The sequence below is a fragment of the Pseudomonas sp. 5C2 genome (assembly GCF_034314155.1).
Lineage (GTDB): Bacteria > Pseudomonadota > Gammaproteobacteria > Pseudomonadales > Pseudomonadaceae > Aquipseudomonas.
Genome location: NZ_JAVIWH010000003.1, coordinates 1,174,862 through 1,199,163 on the forward strand (window position 1 = coordinate 1,174,862; position 24,302 = coordinate 1,199,163).

Below are 24,302 nucleotides of genomic sequence, written 5' to 3' on the forward strand. Positions count from 1 at the left end.
GTGTGAAGACGACACAAACCGAAAATTGGCAACAACCCACAGATCTATCACATCCCCATTAGTTGGCCCGTTGCGCGCAAGCACGACGATCCGGCAGCCGAATTTCTTGACGACCATAGAGCATTGGAACCACCTGATCCCATCCCGAACTCAGCAGTGAAACGATGCATCGCCGATGGTAGTGTGGGGTTTCCCCATGTGAGAGTAGGTCATCGTCAAGATTAAATTCCGAAACCCCTGTTTGCTTACGCAAACAGGGGTTTTCTTTTAGTGAGAGTTACCGAAATTAGCTGGCACGTTACCCCTGTAACGGATCGGCATCAGAATTTCTTGACGACCATAGAGCATTGGAACCACCTGATCCCATCCCGAACTCAGCAGTGAAACGATGCATCGCCGATGGTAGTGTGGGGTTTCCCCATGTGAGAGTAGGTCATCGTCAAGATTGAATTCCAAAACCCCTGTCTGCTGATGCAGACAGGGGTTTTGTTTTTGCGGCTTACTAAAGCGTAGATGTCAGGCGAACATAGTGCGCACGTTGTTCATCGCATCGTCGGCAAAAGCCTGCAGGAATGCTTGAAACGCTGGCAATGAGTCCGGCCAGTCTGAAGACGGCTCACCGACGATTGTCCACGTCGCGCGGCACTGATCATCACCTTGCTCTGCTACGGTCATGGATGCCCATAGATTGCCGATAGGCAGGGTGGTGTATATCAGCGACCAGGTCATATAACGCGCGTCATCGTCGCGAGAGTTAAGCTGTTCGACCACTACGTTGCCATCCTTGAACAGCTTTTTGCGTATCGAACGCACGCCACTTCCGGTCATCTCGCAGGCGTCCAGCGCCGGAATGAACGCCGGAAAACCAGCGAAATTACCGACGATACCCCACACGCTTCGCGCATGACTTGCTACTTCTACCGCAGAGACCACACGGCAACTTTCAGGGTTTCTGATCAGGGTGTCCGGTTGCAGATTTTCCAATGTGTTGAGGGTATTCATGATGTTCTCCAGCGGGTTGGTTTAGATAAAGTCGATTTCTTTCAGGTACTCGCAACCTTTGTGCAGCAGTGCCTCTGTTTTTAGCGGATAGCACTCGCCCATACGCCGCACACCGGCTCGGGCGTTGTCGTGCTGGATCATTGAGATATCGCCGATGTCTTCTTCAAAGCCATCGAGATAGAACCCCAGCACCCCGAATAGCGCGTTCTGGTTGTCGACTCGGCTGAGTTGTTTTTGCCAGTGTGCAGTGCTGACCATCTCGAACTCCCGCCCCGCCTCACGGAACGCAGCCACGTAGTCAGTCCAGCTCAGCAGTTCGGGGTTGTGCAGGTTGAATACCGCATGACTGGCTTGATAACGGCTGGCATGAAAGCCAATGAAACGGGCGAGGAAGTCGACGGGCATCAGATCAAAGTTCATGGCGAACTCGGGCACCTGGCCCAATTGCATAGAGCCCTTGAGCATCAGCATCAATCGGTTCTTGTGGGGTTGGCAGACGCCGGTGACACTGTTGAACGCGATGTTGCCGGGTCGGTAGATGTTTACCCATACGCCCTGATCACTGGCGCGTTGCAGGATGCGCTCGGCAACCCACTTGGAGAGGTTGTAACCATTCTTGATATAGATCGGTGGGGATGCGGCGGCCGGTTGCTCCAGCACGTTGCCGGCGGCATCAATGGTGCTGCAGGCCGATAGCGTAGAAACGAAATTAAAGATTTTCTTGCTACGACCTTCACACAGACGCAGGCATTCGAAAATGGGTTCGACGTTATCCTTGATCAGCGTTTCGTAATCCTGAACATGGTTAACATTGGCTGCGTTGTGCACCAGTACGCCGAACTCACGGTCGATGTATTCGTACACTTCGGCGCTGAGGCCCAGTTGCGGTTGAGTGATGTCTGCGGGGTAAACCGTCACCCTGCTCAGGTCCAGATGCTCGAGACGGTTTTCTCGCAGTGATTGAGCGAAGCGCGCTTGTGCACTTTGTCCGCCACCTTCACGAACCAGACAAACAATCTCACTGGCACCCCAATCAAGAAGGGCTTGAACAATATGCACGCCCAGAAAGCCATTGGCGCCAGTGACAACCACCTTATGCACATCTCCCAACTGGTTGATAGGCAATACCGCCATGTCCAGCTGAGGATTGGCATCAAGCAGTGCTTGCGCGCTGACGGTGCACGCGGACGATTGTGCTCCGTCGTTATCGATCAGTGCCGCAAGCGTGCGCAGTGTCGGGGCTTCGATGAAGCGGTTGATCGGGATGCCTCGCCCGAACTGTTCACGAATCCCCAATAGCATCTGTGAGAGCAGGATTGAGTGGCCACCGAGATTGAAGAAGCTTTCCTCCGTGGAGATATCGGCAGACGGCATCTCAAGTAACTCTGCCCAGAGAGTGAGTAGCTGCTGCTCTACAGCTGTTTCCGGCAGGCGTCGCAACTGCACGTCGAGGAAGGAGACCGGCAGCTCCAGCAACGCCTTACGATCGACCTTGCCATTGCTGGCGAAGGGCATACTCACCAACTCGGTGTACGTGGCGGGGCGCATATAATCGGGCAACATTCGCTCGGCATGAGCCCTCAGCGCCTGACGAGCTACGCTGGGTTGGTCCTGCAGTGGCTGGGCAACAAACGCCATAATCCGCCGTTGCGCATCGACGACCACCGCCACCTGCCGATACAACTGGCTGCCACGCAGGCAATGTTCTATTTCCTCGGGCTCGACGCGAAAGCCGCGAATTTTCACTTGGTTATCGCGTCGGCCACAGATCTCGATGCCGCTGTCGGTCCATTTGCCGATATCGCCCGTGCGGTAGACCCGTAGGCTTCGGCCTCCAGGCAATTGCAGGTTCAGGTAACGTTCTGCAGTCTGTGTCGGGTTGTTCAAGTAACCCAGGCATACGCCCGGTCCGGCGATATACAGCTCGCCGGGCGTCTGCTCGGGCACGGGTTGAAATTGCTCGTCGAGGATCAGCACCTGGCTATTGGCAATGGGCAGACCCAGATTGCGATTGCTGCTGTCCGCGTGGAACATACCACAGGTGACCAGCACCGTCGCCTCGGTCGGGCCATAAAGGTTGTAGAAACGGCATTGCCCGGCCAGCCGCTCGATGACGTACGGCTCGCAGACATCGCCACCGGTCATCAGATGGTCAAGCCCCAGTGGCCGTTCGAGCGGCAGGATGCTCAACAGTGCGGGTGGCAGAAACGCGTGGCTGATGTGTTGACCAAGCAGCTCAACCAGCAGCACAGGATCGCGGCGCTGTTCTTCACTGGGCACCACCAGTTCCGCGCCGCTGAGCAATGTCGGGAAGATGTCGATCACTGAAGAGTCGAAGCTAAGCGTCGAGAAATGAAGCACGCGGCTGTGCTCGGACAGGCTCACCTGCTCGGCGTACCAGGCCGTGAAATGGCTGAGGTTGCGCTGGCTGAGCAATACACCTTTAGGGTGACCCGTGGTGCCCGATGTGTAGAGCGTCATGCACGGCGCCTCACGGGTGGGACGCTGGCGCATCAGTGAGCGCATGGGGTCGCGCTCATCCGCGCCCACATGGCTGATGTCTAGCCCTGGCCATTGCTCACCGAGCGGATGTTGTCCGTCATGGAGTAGCAGCACGGCACCGGCGTTTTCCAGAATGTACTGCTGACGCTGGATTGGCTGGCTCGGGTCCAGCGGCAAATACACAGCACCGCAACCAAGAATGGCGAGGATCGCGGCAAACAGGGCGACTGATTTCGGCATGCAGATACCGATCACCGGCGGGCCATCATCCGGCCCGGTCCCCTGTTCTGCCAGCACGCTCAGCAACCGTTTCTGGATCGCCAGGCTGTGCGCATGCAGAGCCTCATAGCTGATCTGCTTGCCGCCGATGTTCAGCGCAGTCCGCTCGGCAAACCGCAACAGACTCTGATCCAGGCGCACAATCATCGGTATCTCGGCGAGCGCTAGCAGATGTGGCTGAACGGTGCGGTTGAATCGGTGTTCGAACGCCAGTTGTTCGAGTATGCCCAGCCCTTTTTGCTGCGCCGCGTGAGGGGGCTCGACAGTGGGTGCTTGAAGAAAATACTCGGCATCGCGAGATAGACGGCTGACGTGCAGCGCGACGGTCTCCACCAGCGTCGCAATCGCGGAGTCGCGTAATACTCGACCATTGCCCGAGGTGTCGGCGACCAGTAATTGACGCGATATCAGGCGTTGCCCGGAGGCAGTACCGAACCAACAGAGCAACTCCAGTTGTGGCAGGCCATGATCCGTAACGGGACCGAGCCCGACGCGCAAACCCAAACGGGGGCGCGCGCCAAAGGCTTTCTCCTGCTGTGCGGTCAATGTCAGGCTGCCATCCTCGATCAGCATGCACGCGTCGGTACAGAGGCACAGGTCCAGCGCCCGGGGATCTGTCAAACGATGCAACTGATGACCATGCTCCTCCAGCTCCGCAATCAGTGTGTTCAAGGCCAGGCTCTGGCCAATCAGCACAATCTCAAGACGTTTCATTGCAGTGATCCTTGGCTGATAGAGCCGGGCAGATAGTCAGCCAGCGCACGCTGTACACAGGGGCACTCGAGCACCGAGCTGCTGTTGAAAAAGCGCACGATGTTGCCCACCAGCGGGTGATGACGATTGATCGGGAAGGTCACGGCCAAGGCTTCGTCCTTGAGCGCTTGTTTGACTGACTCGGCGACCGCCAGGTGATCGATTAGCGTGAAGTCGAAACCCTTCTGGATCTCGTGGGTCAGGTACTGGCGGATGAATACCGGCATGATCCGCGCGATGCTTTCGCGGTCCGACTCGGGCGCGGTATGCCAGTAGATACGCACCAGCCGCGCCCAAAACCCGGAGTGCCGTCCCTCATCAAGCAGGTGGTCGGCCATCATCCCCTTGATCGATTGTTTGACCGACTCGTCCTTGGCGAACGCGGCGACATCGTTAGTCACCGTGTTCTCGGCGATGGCCACGCAAATCAGTTCAACCGCACTGCGCAGATGCTCGGGGGCCAAGGTCAGGGCGGCGGGTATCGCCCGGCTCAGCTCGATTTCTCGGGGTAGCTCGATGGGCTCGATGCCAGTCAGGGCGATGGTCTGTTGCATGAAATCCATCGCGACCAGGGCGTGGTAATCCTCATCAACGACGATGGTCATGGCGTCGTAACGACAGGCAAAGGGGAAGCGAATCGCAAAGTGGTTTTTGGCGATCCCACGCGCCGTTTTGTCGACGATTTCTGTCTCGAAAATCACCACGTCATTGATGAATTTGTAGAGGCTTTGCGTCAGGGCGAAATCGCGCAAGTGTGCGCACTCACGGGTGAACGTTTCACTGAGGACCAAGGGCTGGCGGCTGAGTGGATAGATGAGCTTTTCATCGTTTTCGATGATCCGGCGCGGGCGCGTGCGAATCGTCGCACGACCCTCCCAGGCATCGGCGAAGGACTGATAGTCATCGGCAATCATACGTGGGACTCCATCTGTTCAGCCCGCATGCTCAGGCGCAGTTTGTCCCAGAGGGTCATCCGGCTTTCGATGGCTGCAATGGCAGCTTCATAAACGTCGCGCTGACGCTGTTCGTCGCCATTGACCAGTCGTGCCAGAAGCTCTTGAGCTGCAGGGCCGTGATCTTCGGAGTCGACCTCAATGTGGCGTTGCAGGTAATAGCGAAAGGTGGGCGCTTGCTCAACGGTGATGCCCCAATCGTCGAGGATGCGCTGGAACATCAGCGGGATGACGCTTTCCCGTCCGTGCAGAAATGCTGCTGCCACACGATGAGCGGGTGCATGCAGCGCGGTGTCGAGAGTGTGTTTGACGAAACAATAAGCAGCCTGTCCAGCACCGACATTCTGCAGCGCGGTTTCATAGCTAACGCCTTCTTTTTGCAGTGCGACGAAGCGCTCGATGGGCAGCGTATTGGCGCCGACTTCGCGCATGGCATCCAGGTACAGCTCGAAATGGCTGTAATGACCGTGGCTCAATTTGGCGTCCGACTCCTCACCCAATACGATTTCATTGATCAGGCGCGCAGCCTTGGGGTCCCTGGGGGGGAGCCACGGAAGCTGGGTGCAGGTCAATTCTTGCTGTAAGCGCTTGGTCAGGGACATAAAGTCCCATACGGCAAATACATGGGTTTCCATGAAACGTCGCAGCACCTGAATTGAATCGATTTCAGAAAATATGGGGTGATTGCTGAGTGCTGCTTTTTTACGATCAAGCCTAAGTTCGAAGTTGTTCATGGGGAGCACCTTAGTGGGGACTTTCAATCAACGGTCAGTGGGTTAACTCAGTGGGTGAACATTGTCGGCGCACGGGGTGTGGCTCTTTAATTTAGACGAATAGAAGCCTCGAAGTTGAATGCGTGAATAAGCAGTTATCTGCCGTCGGTGGTTGTGTCCATTGGGCTGCAGGGTCAGGCCCGGCAGGGCTTCAGGCGGAGCACGATTGAATGGTCAGTGGCGGCGAAGGAAAAGTTAAAGTACTTCAAAAGTGTCAGGCAAGTTATTTTTATATTATTTGTGGTGGCGTCTTTTTTAAGTAATACCGTGCCAGCTAAAAACCATGGGCTAGGTTTTAGTTGGCAGCAAGTAACCCTTCCGGCCTATTAAAGTCAGAATATTTACTAACGAGTGAATGCCTCACTCAGGGTCACTCAATAGTGGAGAAGTTATATTTTCGTTTTTTTAGGCAGCGCTGGAATTCCTTCCAGTGGGTCCTTGCCCGTTCGACAAACTCCTTGGACAGCGCTAGGGGTTTTGAAGGTTTCTACTCTGATGCCGAAGCAAAGTCTGCGATAGACGCGGCAATGAAGAGAAGACGAACGCGACCGCAAGCCGGTCGCGCTTGTAGAAGCAGGTCAGCGCGAGGCGCTAGAGGGGAGGGCGTTGCGAAAAAGGTCGCCCGGAATACGTGGAGGAGATCCGGTGTCGGGGACCTTAATCAAGCTTGTTTCACAACGGTTGTAGCGGATCCTTCAGCGGGTCTGATCTGCCTGCAATCGCTCGACGTGCCTTGGCACTGCGTGGCGCGGTGGGTGAACGACTGCCCAAGTATCGGGTGACGGCTTCAACACCCCGGTTAAGGTGGTGTTCGAGCATCGCCACGGCTTTATCAATGGCTTTGTCGCGGGCGGCATTGAGCAGCGCCCAGTGATCATCCTGCGAGAGCTTACCCAGGCCCATTTCCGAGAGATTGAAGCGCAGGAAGCGCTCTTCTTCATTGAGCCCGTCTTCAACCAGGCGCAGCAATCTTTTATTGGGCGCTTTGGTGTAAAGCGCCATATGGAACATGCGGTTTAGCATACCGATTTCGGCGTAATCGGTTTCGCTTTCCAGCCTTTCAATACAGTGATGGGCTGTTGCTATATCGCTTTCGTCCAAATGAGGAATCGATAGGCGCAACGCCTCCGACTCCAACAGGATGCGCAGGGCGTAGGCATCGGCCGCATCCTCCGCAATCAGTGGCGCAACCACTGCACCTTTATGTGTCTCGACCCTTAGCAGGGATTGAGCTTCCAGTTGGCGTAACGCTTCGCGCACCGGCATACGACTGACGCCAAACAGGGTTGCCAGTTCTTGCTGACGCAACGCCGTACCACTGGGTAAGCGTCCGTCGAGGATGGCATTGCGCAGTTTTTCTTCGATGACGGCTCTGGCCAAGTGGGAAGGCAGTTGTTCACGTCCCAGGACGCCGCTCAAAAAGCTTTCGTTGTCGGTTTTTGACATGCGCGCGCTTCTATAGATTTGAATTGTTTTTTTGGATCCAGCCCACAATAAAGACAGCCAGAAAACGTGTAGACCTTTGAAAGAAAGTAATCTGAACGCCCTGAAATACCCGTTGCGCTTGGCTTTCCGCAGTTTAGGACAGAAATGGATTTAATGTCGCCAGGGTTGCAGAGCAAGCGTGCGCATCATCTTCTCAGTGCTGCAGGATGAGCCGATTCTCCGCTGTAAGTGATCGCACGATGCCATTGTTTTTTCCTGATTGAACCCGCACCATCGACCGGTTCTCGGATGACCGCACGGATTAACTTCAATTGGCGGCACGTTTTGCATTTTATCGGCGAGAGCCTTGTCATCGACTAGGGCGATGGCTCTCTTTTGCGTTGCTCTTGGCCAGTGTGTTGGTGGGCGGCCTGCATGCCGATTGGGATTTTTCCTTGATCAGCCGTCGGGCCGAGGCTTTGTATGGTCCGTTGGGCGAGGGCCGTCAGCGGATTGATGCCTGGCAGCACCTGTTGTCGACCGAGAAACAAATCAGCGAAAGGGAAAAGCTGGAAGTAGTCAATCAGTTCTTCAACCGCCAAATTCGTTATGTAGAAGACATAGATAACTGGCATGAAATCGACTATTGGGCGACGCCCATCGAATCACTATGGAAGGGGGCTGGCGATTGCGAGGATTACGCTATCGCTAAATATTTTAGCCTCAGGCGGCTGGGCGTTCCGAGCGAAAAACTTTTGATCACTTACGTCAAAGCCTTGCGCCTGAATCGTGCGCACATGGTGCTGACCTACTACTCAAGCCCGAATGCTGAACCCTTGGTGCTCGACAGCCTGATTGATGCAATCAAACCCGCCAGCCAACGAACGGACCTGTTGCCGGTGTATGCATTCAATGGTGAAGGGTTGTGGTTGCCTGGCGCCAAAGGCAATAAGAGAGTGAGCGACACAAAACGATTGTCACGCTGGCAGGATGTGTTGAGAAAAATGCAAGCCGAAGGCTTCCCGGCTGAGCCCGAGTTTTAGGAGTTCCGATGTCTCTGTTCAAACAGTTGTTGATCGCTATTTGTGTGTTCCTGGTTGTCGCCTTTAGCGGCAGCTTCATAGTCAGCCTGGAAAGTTCGCGCACGCAATACGTCAATCAATTGCGCTCCCATGCACAAGATGCGGCGACCTCTCTCGCGCTGTCGTTGACGTCCAATATCGATGACCCGACGATGGTCGAGCTGATGGTCAATTCAATCTTCGACAGTGGCTATTATTCGAGCATCCGCGTCATCGATCTGGCCACCGACAAGATCATTGTCGAGCGTTCTGGCGTCCCCGATAGCAGCACCGTACCGGTCTGGTTCGTTAAACTGATCGGCCTGGAAGCTGCTGGTGGCGATGCGATTGTCAGCCGTGGCTGGCAGCAGGCTGCACGGGTCGAAGTGGTCAGCCATCCGATGTTCGCATTGGCCAAGCTCTGGCAAAGCGCGCTAGGCAGCCTCGCCTGGTTGCTGATCTGCGGTCTGGTCAGCGCAGTTCTGGGTGCTTTGCTGCTGCGTCGGCAGTTGCGGCCTCTTGATTATATGGTGGCGCAATCCCACGCTATCGGCCGCCGCGAATTCCTCAGCCTGCCCGAACTGCCGCGTACCCCGGAGCTGCGGCGCGTGGTCCAGGCTATGAACCAGATGGTCGAGAAGCTCAAAGCCCTGTTTCAGGAAAACACTGAACGCAGTGAAAAGCTGCGGGTCGAGTCATATCAGGACAGCCTTACCGGCCTGGCCAACCGTCGTTATTTCGACATGCAGCTCAACGCCAGGGTCAGCAACCTGGAAGAGGCCAGTTCGGGCTATCTGCTGTTGCTGCGGGTCAAGGATTTGGTCGGGTTGAACCAGCGTCTGGGCGGCAAGCGCACAGATGAACTGCTGCGCGCGGTGGGCGAGCAATTGGTTCGGCAATGCGCGCATTATCCGGAAACCAATAACCTCATCACCCGCAGCCGTGGCGGCGAATTTGCCGTGCTGGCGCCAAAAATGCTGCGCGCCGAAGCGCTGCAACTTGCTCAAAATCTGGAAAGCGCGCTGCTCAGCCTGCAAGCCACTGGGGCGTCGGATGTGACGCCTGTAGCGTACATCGGCCTGGCACCCTACAGCCCCGGCGACTCGCCGCAAACCTTGCTCGGCCTTGCCGACCAGGCGTTGTCTCAGGCTGAAAGCGAGGGCGAGCGTAGCTGGAGCTGTATTGAGCACAGCGCCGCCATCAGCTTGGGCGACGATCACCACGCCTGGAACAACCTGCTGGACCAGGCACTGACCCAGCGTCGCTTCCAGCTGTTCTTTCAGCCGGTAGTGGACAGTCGTAATCCTCAACACGTATTGCATTACAAGGTGCTTTCCCGCTTGCTTGATGAGCAGGGACAGACCATTGCTGCGGGGCGTTTCCTGCCTTGGCTCGAACGATTCGGCTGGTCGACGCGGCTGGACCAACTGATGCTTGAGTTGGTCCTGCAACAGATGGCCCAGCATGATCAAGCGCTGGCCTTGAACCTCTCTGCGGCCACGCTTGCCGATCCAAAAGCCTTGAATAAAGTCTTCGAGACCCTGAAACAGCAAGCACGACTCGGGCCTCGATTGACCCTGGAAATCGGTGAAGAGCAACTGCCGGAACAGCGTGTCCTAGAGCAATTGACCCGACGCCTGCGAGAACTGGGGTTCACCTTGGCAGTGCAACACTTCGGCGGCCGTTTCAGCATGATCGGCAACCTGGCGCACTTGGGGTTGGCGTACTTGAAAATCGATGGCAGTTACATTCGGACCATCGATAAGGAAAGCCATAAACGCCTGTTTATCGAAGCCATCCAACGCGCAGCGCACAGCATCGATTTGCCGTTGATTGCCGAGCGTGTGGAAACCGACGCTGAGCTGCAGATTATTTGCGAGATGGGTATCGAAGGTGTGCAAGGTCAGCTGTTTGGTGATCCGGCGCCCTGGAAGTAAGGATGACCAATCGGGCCTGATCGCGCGTCGGCGATAGGCCCTCAAGCCATAAACAGAATCAGATCAAACCCGTCTCGTCATCATTGATCAAATGGTTCAACCCGCCCAGCGTTTCCCGTGCCTGGGTACGGTCCATCAACTTGGCCTGCGCCGCAGGCGGCAGATCGGTCACCCGGATCACGCCCTTGCTGATCAGTACCTGAATCAGGTCGTCAAGCACCCGAATCATCTCAAAGTCGCTCTGCTTGAGCTGCTTGAGGCTGTTCTCGATCACATCGTTCGCATACCAGGCTTGAATCTCGTGGTTGTCTGGAGGAAGTGTTTCAGTCGCTTCCACGTAAGGAACGCCCTCCACGCGGACCAGCTCCCCCTGTTGATCACGTTGCACGTAGAACATGGGTAAAACCTCGAAATGTAAGTCCCGCCCGAAACAACAGAAGGGCGCTGCCCGCGATGATGTTAGTTCAGACTCTACATCATCGCGGGCGGGCTTAATCAGCTGTGGTCATACTTGATGGTTGTGTCGGTACCGGCCACCAGAGACTTGATCATATCGTTGTTCCAAGTCACCCCTTCAACCTTGATATGCACGTCGGCGTTGGCGACGCCGCCAGTAGCGTTCAGCTTGCCAGCGCTACTGATGTCCAACGTTGTATTGGTACCGTCGTTGGTGATTTTCAGGAAGTTCGTCAGGGTCGCATCAGTCTCTCCCTGCAGCAGATCGCGCAGGTCAAGTTTGTCGCCTTGTGCAGTACTGAAATCCTTGATCACGTCGACGCCGGTACCGGTATTGGTATCACCCTTGAGCCAGACAAAGGTATCTGCGCCAGCGCCACCAATCAATATGTCGTTACCCTTGCCGCCGGTCAGGGTGTCGTTGCCGCCCTGGCCGAACAAGATATCGTTACCGGCACCGCCGAGTAGAGTGTCGCTGCCATCTGCCAAACCTGTAGTGTTCGAGCTATTTGCCAGTGCGGTGACATCGTTCAGGTGCCCGGTAATGTACTGATGCAGAGCTTGATCATCCGCGATGACAGCGCCTTTGCTCTCGGCAAATGCTTTGAGCGCGGCAGTACCTTGCGCAGTGCCGAAGGTGATCATGTCGCCGAACAGGATGTCATTGCCATCGCCGCCATTAATAACGTCATTACCTGGCGCGATAGCTGAGGTAGTTGCAGCAATCTTGGCGGAAAGGTCTGCTGCATCAATCGAGGTATGCGCCGTGTTGTCGGAGTCATAACTGTTTAGGGCGCTAGTGATACCGTTGGTTATACCAATGGCTTCGACCACTGAAACCTTGGCTAATGCCGCATAGCTGGCCATCGAATCGGTGTTGGTTGCGTAATCGGTCGAGTCGCCAGCCCCCGCGACAGCTTCGTATATCAGATGACCCGTGCTATCAGTGCTGTGCAGCACACCAATGGTGTCCTGAGTCCACGTGTTGCCGCTTTTCGACCAGCTGAAAACTTCGCCTGTGGCGCTGATCAGCGTACGACTCACGCCACCGACGTCCGCCATGATTGCAGTACCGGTGTGAAAGCTCGTCATTGTGTCGGCAAGGCTGACAGAGTTGTTGTTGCTATTGTTGTGCACCAAGAAAGTGTTAGCGGCGTCGCCAGTCACAAGGTGATAGGTAGGCTGCCCATCGGTGATGAAGAAGGTAAGGTTTTGAGCATTGGCGTTACTTTTCGTCATATCGCTGGCGAACCACTGGGTGGTCAGCTTGAACACGTCCTCATAGTTAGTAGCACCGCCACTGCTAATGGAGTCGATCACCGTTTGCAGCTGCTTGTGAGCACCCGGGTCTGCAAGGTTCACCGAGACGTAGTTGTGGACGGTGCTGTCAAAATCGGCCAGGAATATCTTGACGACCCCGTTGCTGCCGCCGACCTTGCTTTGCAAGTCATTGAACAGGGAGGTCAGAGCAGTCTTCGCGTTCGTGATAGCTGTGCTGCTCATGCTGCCCGAGCTGTCGAGCATGATGGCAATGTTGTAGTTCTGCCCAGCAACGATTTTGGTGCCGCTGATATCACCGACGATGACATCGTTGGCAACCGTACCATTGATTGTGTCGGTCCCTGCATGGCCGGTGGTGCTTTTGTAATCCCCCTTATCCACAGTAACGGAGATATTCACGACGTCGGTCTTGGTGTCCAGGTTGGCAGTTTCCGTAGCGGTCGCGGTAACGGTCAACGTGAATTTACCGCTGTAGTAATCCGGCGTTTTGATGCTTAGGCTGCTCAGGTCCAGGCTGCTGACATCGACCTTGGTGGTTGCATCGGTCACCATAACGCTATGGCCATTCGCATCACTCAATACCGAGCCAGCAGGTGCGCCGGACATCGTGGTGATGTGAGTTTCTGAGCCGTCGTTATCGGTATACGTCGCGCTGACAGAACTGAGTTTGATCGCAGTATTTCCTACGCCGTGGTTGAGTTCGTAGCCTGCGTAGTAACCCTCGCCGATGACGCCATTCACCTCGTTCAGGCTGGAAACGGTCAGGCCTGCATTGGTCAGATCGCTCACGTTACGGTAAAGCAATGCATTGGCGCTGTTCAGCTCCGAGGTCACGCCGTTTACCGTCAGATTGATGGTGTAGTTTCCAACGTTGTCCTGGTTGTAGTGGTAAATATCCAGCGTGTAGAAGCCGGTTGCCGTTGGCGTGTATTGGCTGGAGGAAATAGCCCCAGAGTTGATGCCCCACGCCGCGTTGGCTACCGTCTTACCGCCGATGGTGATCAGCAAGCTGTCATCGGCCGTACCGCCGAAGCTGTAAACCTTGCCAGCTTCCAGGTAGACAAGTCCGGAAATTTTAGTGGCGGTACCTACTGCAACATCTCCCGTCGACTTTGTGATCGATGTATCGGTGTGTGTGGTGGGAGTAATGGTGGTATTGAAGCCCAACTTGATCATCGACTCCGTTGCGCCGCTGCCGCTACCAGACATACCGGTCAGGGTATTAACCCATACGTCCTTTACCAGTCCGGTTGAGCTGATCACTGCACTGCCAAGCGCCAGGCTCGGCTGATCGGCAACGGGAGTGATATCGACTTTCAGGGTTGCCACGGTACCCGTTACACCCTCAAGGGTCGGTTTGAACTGAATCTGCGCGTAGTCGGCTTGCTTGTTACCGACACCGGTTCCGCCAAAGCTGTCTATACCCGACTCATTGCTGAGCGGCACAAAGGTCAGCTTGTTTTGGACAATGTCGTCTTTGCTGATGACCTGATTTGCAATGACGGCAACACCGTTGAGCAGCAACGTACCGCTGCCCGGAAGCGTGGTAATGATGATGCTCGGAACGGCTGTTGCGTTGACCGGGTTTGCAACGCCGAAGTTATCCCACGTCAGAGTCAACGTCTGATCTTCGGTGCCAGTGGCCTTCCCGCCAGCTGAAACCGGAGCATCCGCGTCCACGATGCTCGTAGTAACGCTGTTGTTGGCGCCAGGCACCAAGCTTTCGAAGTTGCCACCCGTGGCCGAGTCGATTTTGACTGTGAACTTCTCGGTGCCCTCTACAAGCCCATCGGTGAGGGCTTTGATGTCGAGCAGCGCTGTTGTCTGGTTGGCTTTGATGATCACCGTGGTTACGCCACTGAAGTCACTGCCATTGGTCGCGGTGCCGGTGTAGCTAAGCTTGACCGTTACATCTGCTGTTGGCGTGTTGCTCAATGTCAGCGTGTAGTGGGCAGTAGCGCCTTCTGTCACTTGTGTTGACCCAGCGGTGAAATTGACAGTGGTGGTGTCGATGGTGTCGGTAACAGCCGTGGTTGCCGAAGCCTTGCTCAGGTCGAGGCCTTCCAGCTGACCGTCTTTACCATCGGCAACCCCGGTCACGCTCAGGGTGGTCGGACCGGCATCCTTGTAGACGTCGTCTGCTGGCGCGGCAGCGGTGAAACTGGCTGACGTGGCGTTGGCCTTGATGGTGACGTTATCACCATTGGACAAGGTCAGGACCAGGTCGGTCTTCGGTGCATTGGCGACCGAAACGGTGTAGTGAATCGTGCCGCCTTCGGCCACCGAACTATCAGCGGTCAAGGTAACCGCCGTGGTGTTAATGGTGTCAGTGACGTTGACCGTTGCCGAAGCCTTGCTCAGATCGAGACCTTCCAGCTGACCGTCTTTACCGTTGGACACCCCGGTCACGCTCAGGGTGGTCGGACCGGCATCCTTGTAGACGTCGTCTGCCGGCGCGGCAGCCGTAAAGGTAGCTGATGTGGCGTTGGCCTTGATGGTGACGTTATCACCGTTGGACAGGGTCAGAACCAGGTCAGTCTTCGGTGCATTGGCGACCGAGACGGTGTAGTGGATCGTGCCGCCTTCGGCCACCGAACTATCAGCGGTCAAGGTGACCGCCGTTTTGTTAATGGTGTCGGTAACAGCCGTGGTTGCCGAAGCCTTGCTCAGATCGAGACCTTCCAGCTGACCGTCTTTACCGTTGGACACCCCGGTCACGCTCAGGGTGGTCGGACCGGCATCCTTGTAGACGTCGTCTGCCGGCGCGGCAGCGGTGAAACTGGCTGATGTGGCGTTGGCCTTGATGGTGACGTTATCACCATTGGACAGGGTCAGGACCAGGTCGGACTTCGGTGCATTGGCCACCGAGACGGTGTAGTGAATCGTGCCGCCTTCGGCCACCGAACTATCAGCGGTCAAGGTGACCGCCGTTTTGTTAATGGTGTCGGTAACAGCCGTGGTTGCCGAAGCCTTGCTCAGATCGAGACCTTCCAGCTGACCGTCTTTACCGTTGGACACCCCGGTCACGCTCAGGGTGGTTGGGCCAGCATCTTTATAGACGTCGTCTGCCGGTGCGGCAGCCGTAAAGGTAGCTGATGTGGCGTTGGCCTTGATGGTGACGTTATCACCATTGGACAGGGTCAGAACCAGGTCAGTCTTCGGTGCATTGGCCACTGAGACGGTGTAGTGAATCGTGCCGCCTTCGGCCACGGTGTCGGACGCGGTCAAGGTGACGGCGGTGGTGTTAATAGTGTCGGTAACAGCCGTGGTTGCCGAGGCCTTGCTCAGGTCGAGGCCTTCCAGTTGGCCGTCTTTGCCGTTGGACACCCCGGTCACGCTCAGGGTGGTTGGGCCAGCATCTTTATAGACGTCGTCTGCTGGCGCGGCAGCGGTGAAACTGGCTGACGTGGCGTTGGCCTTGATGGTGACGTTATCACCGTTGGACAAGGTCAGGACCAGGTCGGTCTTCGGTGCATTGGCGACCGAAACGGTGTAGTGAATCGTGCCGCCTTCGGCCACCGAACTATCAGCGGTCAAGGTGACCGCCGTTTTGTTAATGGTGTCGGTAACAGCCGTGGTTGCCGAAGCCTTGCTCAGATCGAGACCTTCCAGCTGACCGTCTTTACCGTTGGACACCCCGGTCACGCTCAGGGTGGTCGGACCGGCATCCTTGTAGACGTCGTCTGCCGGCGCGGCAGCGGTGAAACTGGCTGATGTGGCGTTGGCCTTGATGGTGACGTTATCACCATTGGACAGGGTCAGGACCAGGTCGGACTTCGGTGCATTGGCCACCGAAACGGTGTAGTGAATCGTGCCGCCTTCGGCCACCGAACTATCAGCGGTCAAGGTGACCGCCGTTTTGTTAATGGTGTCGGTAACAGCCGTGGTTGCCGAAGCCTTGCTCAGATCGAGACCTTCCAGCTGACCGTCTTTACCGTTGGACACCCCGGTCACGCTCAGGGTGGTCGGACCGGCATCCTTGTAGACGTCGTCTGCCGGCGCGGCAGCGGTGAAACTGGCTGATGTGGCGTTGGCCTTGATGGTGACGTTATCACCATTGGACAGGGTCAGGACCAGGTCGGACTTCGGTGCATTGGCCACCGAAACGGTGTAGTGAATCGTGCCGCCTTCGGCCACCGAACTATCAGCGGTCAAGGTGACCGCCGTTTTGTTAATGGTGTCGGTAACAGCCGTGGTTGCCGAAGCCTTGCTCAGATCGAGACCTTCCAGCTGACCGTCTTTACCGTTGGACACCCCGGTCACGCTCAGGGTGGTCGGACCGGCATCCTTGTAGACGTCGTCTGCCGGCGCGGCCACCGTAAAGGTGGCTGACGTGGCGTTAGCCTTGATGGTGACGTTATCACCGTTGGACAAGGTCAGGACCAGATCGGATTTCGGCGCATTGGCCACCGAGACGGTGTAGCTGATGCTGCCGCCTTCGGCCACGGTGTCGGACGCCGTCAAGGTGACGGCGGTTTTGTCGATGGTGTCGGTGATCTGCGTTACTGCGGGCGTCGGGTCGATGGTCAGTACCAGGCCCCCCCCGCCGGTGGTGCCGGTCACTGTGGTCGATATCTGGCTTGGATCTATGTAAGGCGTGTTGTGGTCCTGGATCTGGAGGGAGCTACTGCCCGTGGTCTGGCCGCCAGCGATCACGATGGTCTGGCCATTGGACAAGGTAATGGTCAGGTCGGTCAGTGGCGCCTGGGTTACGGTCGCGGTGTATACCAACGTACCGCCAGCTTCGGTCAAGGTCGGGGTGGCGGTCACGGTCAAGGTCGAGGCGCGCAGAGGTGCGCTGGTATCCACGGCGCCAGCGTTTTGGGTGGTCGACAGGGTAGAAAAGCCAATGCCTGCAGTGGGAAAACCGATTGTAGGGTTGACCACACCCGCCGTGGCATCCAGCACGACAAAACTATGGCCGCCACCGGCAGCACCACCACCAGCGCCTGCCGGGGTCGGGCCAGCGGCAGCCGCTTCAAAGTCTTGCGTCGGGTCAGCACCGGCGGCGATGGCCTGCTGCAACTCTGCAACCGAAGGCGCGGCTTGCGCGGTAGCTTCCGCCAGGTTGGTGGCTGAGTCCGGTGCATCGGCACTCCACTGCGTGTCACGGCCCAGATCAATGCTGCGGCCGTCCGCGAGTTCAAGCGTCACGGCACCTTCAGGCCCCGTCAGTGCTTGCTCCCCGGCAAACAGCCGATCCCCTTCGATGAGCACACGACGAATCCCTTCAGGGGAAACTGCGATTACTTGGCCAACAATGCTTTTGACGATGGCAACAACACTGCTCATTTGGGGGACTCTCCGGTTTTACCGTCAGTGGGTATCCATTATGCCGACCGGCTTTTTTATATGCCGCTTCGTAACGTGGAGTACTTAAGTGTTCAATTATATTCAATAGCGTTTGGTGTATGTTTGACGTCAAGTTATTAGCGTGTGTTTTTACGTTGCGTTGTAACCTGCAATACTGAACTGTCCAACTATGTTCGACGCATATTTGGCGTCAAATTATCAGCGTATGTTTTATATGTCGCGTCGCAACACACAGCACTGAAGTGTTCAACTATGTTTAACTATGTTCAATAACGTTTAGTGTATATTTGGCGTCAATTTACTAGCGCTCACTGTTGCAAAAATTAACTTTCTGCCAAACTATTGACCTATTCGGCGCCATCCTAAACAATCCGCTTCGTAATGTCACATTGATATTTAAATGGCAACGCGGCTTTCTGTTGTGTGATCCAGTTCCTATTCAGAACATTCCGACAACGGTCCATTTGATTGCCATTTTTCCGATGCAGCGGTCGGTTTTTGCTGTGTTTTGAAACCAGAAAGTCCTCGGGATATAATTTACATGCGTGCGTACTTCTTTAAGGCTCTTCCTTTCGCTCTGACCGCCAGTTTCGTCCAGGCACAAAGTCTGCCAGAGGCCATGCAGAAGGCCTTGGACGTTCATCCAGAAGTCCAGGCTGGAGTTAATAGCCGCCTTGCTGCTGACTACAATTTACGGGCTGCAAAGGGTGGCTATTTGCCGCGTGTAGATGTATTGGCCGGTTACGGGCGGGAAGGTTCTGACTCTCCGAGCTCACGTGTTAACACTAACGGCTGGGACACCATGAACCGAGGGGAGTCCAGCGTACGTATGCAACAGATGCTGTTTGATGGCTTTGCCACCAGCAGTGAAGTAGGTCGTCAGCAAGCCACCGTCAACTCTCGTGCCTATGCGTTGTTGAATACGTCTGAGCGTACAGCGCTGACCGTTGCACAAGTTTATCTGGACGTTCTGACCCGCCGCGAGATGGTGCGTTTGGCTGAAGATAACTTGAAAAGCCACGAACGGATCTTCGATCAGATCAGGTTGCGTACAACGCGTGGGGTCGGGAGAATGGCTGACATGGACCAGGCCGAAGCGCGACTGGCTCAGGCACGAAACAACTTACTGACCGAGCAGGCCAACTTGGCTGATGCTCAGACCAACTACCTCAGCGCCGTCGGCGAAATGCCCGATCAACTGAGCCCGCCACAAGGCTTTATCGCCTTGATGCCGGCAAATTTGAACGAAGCGCGCCAGCAGATGATCGAGAACAGTCCTGTTCTGCGCTCTGCTGAGTCAGACATTGCCGCCGCCGAGAAGCAATATCAGGCCGCGAAGTCGAATTTCTACCCACGTTTCGATGCGGAGCTTGGCCGCACTGCCGACAATAATATTGGCGGCGAACAAGGCCATAACAATAGCTGGGAAGCGATGGTGCGCATGCGGTTTAACCTGTATTCGGGTGGCAGCAACAAAGCGGACCTTGAATCCAAGTCCTACCAGGCCAATCAGGCGCTGGACATCCGCAACAACGCACTGCGCCAGTTGAATGAAGAAGTCGGCCTGGCCTGGAACGCCTACAACAACGCCAACGCGCAATTGCCGATTGCCCAGCAATACGTTGACCGCAGCAACAGTGTGCGTGTTGCCTACCAGCAGCAGTTCAGTTTGGGAGAGCGCACCCTGCTTGACTTGCTCGACAGCGAGAACGAATTGTTCACCGCTCAGCAGCGTCTTGTGCAAATCAAGAACCAGCAGCTTTACACTCAGTACCGCATCAAGGCCGACATGGGTCAGTTGCTTAAAAGTCAGGGTGTCGTAGCGCCGATGGCGTCAGTTGTGCAAAACGATATGAAACCGTCGGTAAACCTGCCAGGCATGAACTGATTCTTGACTGAGTCAGGTCATTCAATTGCTTAAAAGAGAGTGTCAGCGTGGATTCGGAATTAAGTGCAGTTCAACTCAGCCATGATCCTCGCAGCCAGCATGATGACCCGTTGCTGGACGGCCTGCTGACACTTTGCTCTCTACATCACAAGCCAGCCAGCCGGGCGATGTTGACCACCGGCCTGCCGTTGCCGTCGCAGCGGTTGAGTGCCGACTTGCTGCCCCGTGCGGCGGCGCGAGCCGGTTTGCAGGGGCGTCTGCTGCAGCGTCGTCTTGAGCAGATTCCTTCCATTGCCTTACCCGCCATGTTGTTGCTCAAGGACGCGCGTTGCGCGGTTTTGTTGGGTTGGGAGGGTGATACTGCGCGTCTGCTGCTGAGCGAAAGCGACGGTGGCGAGGTACACGTCGGCCGTGATGTGCTGACTGAGGATTACAGCGGTCGGGTGTTCTTTGCCCAACCGCAGCATAAATTCGACGTGACCAAGGGCTCGCTCATTCCTCGGGCGCGCTCCTGGTTTCGCGACACACTCAAACGCTCGCGCTGGCTGTACGCCGACGCGATTGCCGCCAGCCTGGTAATCAACTTGATTGCGTTGGCCGCGCCGTTGTTCGTGATGAACGTCTACGACCGCGTCGTGCCCAATCAGGCAACCACGACCTTATGGGTGCTGGCCGCCGGTATCTGCGGCGCTTACCTTTTCGACTTGTTGCTTAAGGGGCTGCGCAGCCTGTGCCTGGACCTGGCAGGCAAGAAGACTGACCTGATCATTTCGGCAACGCTGTTCGAGCGCATTGTCGGCATGTCCATGAAGTTTCGCCCTGCTCGTGTGGGCAGCTTTGCCCAGAACATCCACGAGTTTCAGGGCATGCGTGACTTTCTGACCTCGCTGACCCTGACCAGCCTGATCGACCTGCCGTTCACCCTCATCATTCTGCTGGTGATCGCTCTGCTGGGCGGAAACCTTGTGTGGATTCCCATCGTCGCGTTTCCGTTGGCGTTGGGTATCGGTCACTTTTTGCAGAAGCCGTTAACGGCAACCCTGGAACGCACCATGGCGCTGGGTGCCGAACGCCAGTCGAGCCTGATCGAGACCCTCGCCGGTCTGGATGCGGTGAAGGTCAACAACGCCGAAAGTGAGCGCCAGTATCAGTGGGAGCAAACTATCGGCACCCTCAGCCGCCTTGAGCTGCGGGTCAAGGTTCTGTCTGGTCTGGCCATGAACATCACCTTGCTGATCCAGCAACTCGCTGGCGTGGCGATGATCATTTTCGGTGTTTACGAGATTATTGCCGGCAACCTCAGCATGGGCGGACTGGTGGCTTGCTACATGCTCAGTGGCCGTGCCTTGGGGCCTTTGGCGCAGCTGTCGGGCTTGTTGACCCGCTACCAACAGGCCAAGGTCACCATGGTTTCCGTGGATCAGATGATGGAGCTGCCGCAAGAGCGCAATTTCGACGAGCGCCCGTTCAGCCGTCAGGTCTTGCAGGGGGCCATGGAGTTTCGCAACCTGAACTTTACGTATCCCAACCAGCAGACGCTTGCCTTGCAGGGCATCAATCTGGTGGTTCGCCCCGGCGAAAAAATCGGCATCATTGGCCGTAGCGGCTCGGGCAAAAGCTCCCTGGCGAAATTGTTGGTCGGGTTGTACCAGCCTGATTCTGGCGCCTTGATGGTAGACGGCGTCGACATTCGCCAGATTGACGTGAGTGAGCTGCGCCACAACATTGGTTATGTGGCGCAGGACATTCAGTTGTTGGCAGGTACCTTGCGCGACAATCTGGTATCGGGCGCTCGCTACGTTGACGACGAAATGGTGCTGCAAGCAGCAGAGCTGGCCGGTGTGCATGAGTTCGCCCGGTTGCACCCGCAAGGCTATGAACTTCAAGTCGGCGAGCGCGGCCAGAACCTTTCCGGTGGCCAGCGGCAGAACGTTGCGCTGGCTCGCGCATTGCTACTCAGCCCGCCGATTCTATTGCTGGACGAACCGACCAGCGCCATGGACAACACCGGCGAGGAGCGCTTGAAGCAGCGCCTGCAAGCCGTCATCGAGAACAAGACCGTGATCCTTGTCACACACCGCGCCTCACTGCTCAGCCTGGTTGATCGCCTGCTGGTAATCGACCGCGGGCAGATTCTCGCCGACGGTCCTAAAGCCGCCGTCATGGAAGCGTTGAAGAAGGGGCAGATCAGTGTTGCTTAAGTCCGGTCCAGGCCGCTTCAAAGACGCAATTTTTGGTTACTTCAAGGGGTCTGACTCCCTCGACGGGCAACCGATGCCAGAGGTCGAAAAGGCCCTGATCGACGATGCCCCGCGCATCGTCCGGCTGACCATTTGGGGGATCATCGCGTTTTTCGTCTTTCTTCTTTTATGGGCACACTTTGCGATCATTGATGAAGTGACCAAGGGTGAAGGCAAGGCGATTCCATCCTCCAAGATCCAGAAAATCCAGAACCTTGAGGGCGGTATCGTTGCTCAAATCTATGTTCACGAAGGCCAGATCGTCGAAGCCGGCGCGCCGTTGGTGCGTCTGGACGACACGCGTTTTGCCTCTAACGTAGGCGAGACCGAGGCTGATCGGGTGTCGATGGAGCTGCGCGTAGAGCGCTTGAGTGCGGTAGTGGACGACCGGCCGTTGAACATCACCCCTGCGGCGCGCAAGGCAGTACCTAATCAGGCGGCCAACGAAGAGTCGCTGTACCTGAGCCGTCGCCAGCAACTGGCTGACGAGATAGGCGGTTTGCAGCAGCAACTGATCCAGCGCCAGCAAGAGTTGCGCGAGTTCAGTTCCAAGCAGGAGCAGTACCGCAACAGCCTGAGCCTGTTACGCCAAGAGATCGGCATGTCCGAACCGTTGGTCAAACAGGGCGCTGTTTCGCCTGTTGAAGTCTTGCGCCTCAAGCGTTCGGAAGTGGAAACCCGTGGTCAGCTCGATGGCACCACGCTGGCCATTCCTCGGGCACAGGCGGCGATCAATGAGGTGCAGCGCAAAATCGACGAGACCCGTGGCAGGTTCCGTAGCGAAGCGTTGACCCAGCTGAACGAGGCCCGCACTGACCTGAGCAAGGCCCAGTCCACGGCTAAAGGCCTGGAAGACCGGGTCAATCGCACCATGGTGACCTCGCCGGTTCGTGGCATCGTCAAGCAAATGTTGGTCAATACCGTGGGCGGCGTCATCCAGCCAGGCAGCGATCTGGCCGAGATCGTTCCGCTCGACGACACCCTGCTGATTGAGGCGCGCATTCGCCCGCAAGACATCGCCTTCCTGCACCCGGGTCAAGAGGCAATGATCAAATTCACGGCCTACGACTACACCATCTATGGTGGGATGAAAGGCAAGCTTGAACAGATCGGCGCAGACACTATCCAGGATGAAGAGAAGAAGAACACCTTCTATGTCATCAAACTGCGCACTGATCGCAGCCACTTGGGGACCGATGAGCACCCGTTGCTCATCATCCCCGGCATGATTGCTTCGGTCGACATCATCACTGGCAAGAAAAGCATCCTCAGCTACCTGCTAAAACCCGTGCTTAAAGCACGCGCTGAAGCGATGCACGAGCGGTAGCCGTGCGTCAGTCACCGAAAAAACATCAACCCATCAACGCACCACCCGGCCCGAAACAAAATGCGCGATATCGTTGTAACCCGGTGTAGACGAGTGCCCCGGTGTTACCAGCGAATCAATGAATGCTTCGTCTTCGGCAGTGATTTTCACGTCCATGGCTTTGATGTAGCCATCCCACTGTTGCTCGGTACGCGGCCCGACAATCGCGGAAGTGACGGCCTGGTTGTTCAGTACCCAGGCGATGGCGAACTCGACGATGCCGACGCCTTTGGCCTGGGTGTACTCCTGAATTTTCTGCGCGATACGCAGAGACTCGACCCGCCATTCGGTTTCCAGGATGCGTTTGTCCTGGCGCCCTGCGCGGGTGCTGCTGTCGGGGGTGACGTCTGGAGCGTATTTGCCGCTGAGCACACCGCGCGCCAGAGGGCTGTAAGGCACCACGCCCAAACCATGAAAAGCCGCAGCGGTGATTTGCTCAATCTCGGCCATTCGGTTGGTGATGTTGTACAGCGGCTGACTGATCACGGGCTTGTCCACCCCCATGCGCTGGGCGATATTCACGACTTCTGCGATGCGCCAGCCGCGATAGTTGGATAGGCCCCAATAGCGAATCTTGCCTTGGCGCAGCAGGTCGCCGATGGCCGACACCGTCACCTCCAGCGGCGTATCGTGGTCTTCGCGGTGCAGGTAATAAATGTCCACGTAATCGGTGCCCAGCCGGTTCAGGCTGGCCTCGATGCCATTGAAAATATGTTTGCGGCTCAGCCCGCTGGAGTTGGGCGCACCCTTGGCGGGACCATAGCCCACCTTGGTCGCTACTACCCAGTCATTGCGCCGTGATGCGATGGCCTCCCCGATTATTTCCTCGGAGCGCCCACCGCCATAAACATCCGCCGTATCGATGAAATTGACGCCCTGATCCCAGGCCTTGTCGATGATGCGCAGGGACTCTTCAGTACTGGTCTGCTCGCCGAACATCATGGAGCCGAGAGTCAACGTAGAAACCCGCAGGCCGGATTGGCCAAGAATGCGATAAGTCATGCTCGATATCCTTTTCAATGAGTGGAAGGGAAAAACAGAATGTTTCCAAACATAGAACCTCGCCACGTCGC

13 protein-coding genes and 2 rRNA genes are annotated in these 24,302 nt (G+C 56.5%); 7 read left to right on the forward strand and 8 right to left on the reverse strand.

Annotation, left to right across the window (positions count from 1 at the left end; genetic code table 11):
• The first annotated feature begins 105 nt into the window (after positions 1–105).
• Together rrf (RGU44_RS20255) and rrf (RGU44_RS20260) are read left to right on the forward strand one after the other, a co-directional pair.
• Positions 106–221: ribosomal RNA gene (gene rrf / locus RGU44_RS20255) — 5S ribosomal RNA — on the forward strand.
• A 108-nt stretch (positions 222–329) separates the two neighbouring features.
• A 5S ribosomal RNA gene (gene rrf, locus RGU44_RS20260) occupies positions 330–445 on the forward strand.
• A gap of 71 nt (positions 446–516) precedes the next feature.
• Here the strand turns inward: rrf (RGU44_RS20260) and RGU44_RS20265 are convergent.
• The 5 genes from RGU44_RS20265 to RGU44_RS20285 form a co-directional block, all read right to left on the reverse strand.
• The gene (locus RGU44_RS20265; protein ID WP_322177219.1) at positions 517–1,002 is read right to left on the reverse strand and encodes an SRPBCC family protein; all 486 of its coding nucleotides are present in this window, start codon (positions 1,000–1,002) and stop codon (positions 517–519) included.
• A 21-nt stretch (positions 1,003–1,023) separates the two neighbouring features.
• Positions 1,024–4,497, reverse strand: a complete 3,474-nt coding sequence (locus tag RGU44_RS20270; protein ID WP_322218788.1) for a non-ribosomal peptide synthetase — start codon at positions 4,495–4,497, stop codon at positions 1,024–1,026.
• Positions 4,494–5,450 (reverse strand): diiron oxygenase, encoded by a 957-nt coding sequence (locus RGU44_RS20275; RefSeq protein WP_322218791.1) that lies wholly within the window; start codon positions 5,448–5,450, stop codon positions 4,494–4,496. The genes RGU44_RS20270 and RGU44_RS20275 overlap by 4 nt, the downstream gene beginning before the upstream one ends.
• A complete protein-coding gene (locus RGU44_RS20280; protein ID WP_322218794.1) occupies positions 5,447–6,223 on the reverse strand; it encodes a DUF3050 domain-containing protein in 777 nt (258 codons plus the stop codon). The genes RGU44_RS20275 and RGU44_RS20280 overlap by 4 nt, the downstream gene beginning before the upstream one ends.
• Before the next feature lie 711 nt (positions 6,224–6,934).
• Positions 6,935–7,708, reverse strand: a complete 774-nt coding sequence (locus tag RGU44_RS20285; protein ID WP_322177223.1) for a GntR family transcriptional regulator — start codon at positions 7,706–7,708, stop codon at positions 6,935–6,937.
• A 311-nt stretch (positions 7,709–8,019) separates the two neighbouring features.
• Between RGU44_RS20285 and lapG the strand changes: the two genes are divergently transcribed.
• Positions 8,020–8,730, forward strand: a complete 711-nt coding sequence (lapG, locus tag RGU44_RS20290; protein ID WP_369124889.1) for a cysteine protease LapG — start codon at positions 8,020–8,022, stop codon at positions 8,728–8,730.
• Between the two features lie 8 nt (positions 8,731–8,738).
• The gene (gene lapD, locus RGU44_RS20295; protein WP_322218797.1) at positions 8,739–10,685 is read left to right on the forward strand and encodes a cyclic di-GMP receptor LapD; all 1,947 of its coding nucleotides are present in this window, start codon (positions 8,739–8,741) and stop codon (positions 10,683–10,685) included.
• A 58-nt stretch (positions 10,686–10,743) separates the two neighbouring features.
• On the opposite strand, the gene RGU44_RS20300 is transcribed toward lapD, so the two are convergent.
• On the reverse strand, positions 10,744–11,082 hold the full coding sequence (locus RGU44_RS20300) for a tryptophan synthase subunit beta (protein ID WP_322177226.1): 339 nt from the start codon (positions 11,080–11,082) through the stop codon (positions 10,744–10,746).
• A gap of 98 nt (positions 11,083–11,180) precedes the next feature.
• Entirely contained in the window at positions 11,181–17,714 is a 6,534-nt protein-coding gene (locus RGU44_RS20305; protein ID WP_322218800.1) for a retention module-containing protein, read from the reverse strand.
• A 562-nt stretch (positions 17,715–18,276) separates the two neighbouring features.
• Between RGU44_RS20305 and RGU44_RS20310 the strand changes: the two genes are divergently transcribed.
• Genes RGU44_RS20310 through RGU44_RS20320 form a run of 3 tightly spaced genes read left to right on the forward strand, consistent with a single transcriptional unit; the run spans position 18,277 to position 23,190 of the window.
• Complete coding sequence (locus RGU44_RS20310) at positions 18,277–19,623, forward strand: TolC family outer membrane protein (protein WP_322177228.1); 1,347 nt, start codon at positions 18,277–18,279, stop codon at positions 19,621–19,623.
• A gap of 47 nt (positions 19,624–19,670) precedes the next feature.
• Positions 19,671–21,824 (forward strand): type I secretion system permease/ATPase, encoded by a 2,154-nt coding sequence (locus tag RGU44_RS20315; protein ID WP_322218803.1) that lies wholly within the window; start codon positions 19,671–19,673, stop codon positions 21,822–21,824.
• Positions 21,814–23,190 (forward strand): HlyD family type I secretion periplasmic adaptor subunit, encoded by a 1,377-nt coding sequence (locus RGU44_RS20320; RefSeq protein ID WP_322177230.1) that lies wholly within the window; start codon positions 21,814–21,816, stop codon positions 23,188–23,190. Before RGU44_RS20315 ends, RGU44_RS20320 begins: the two co-directional genes overlap by 11 nt.
• Positions 23,191–23,223: 33 nt before the next feature.
• On the opposite strand, the gene RGU44_RS20325 is transcribed toward RGU44_RS20320, so the two are convergent.
• Complete coding sequence (locus tag RGU44_RS20325; protein WP_322218806.1) at positions 23,224–24,231, reverse strand: aldo/keto reductase; 1,008 nt, start codon at positions 24,229–24,231, stop codon at positions 23,224–23,226.
• Positions 24,232–24,302: the final 71 nt, after the last annotated feature.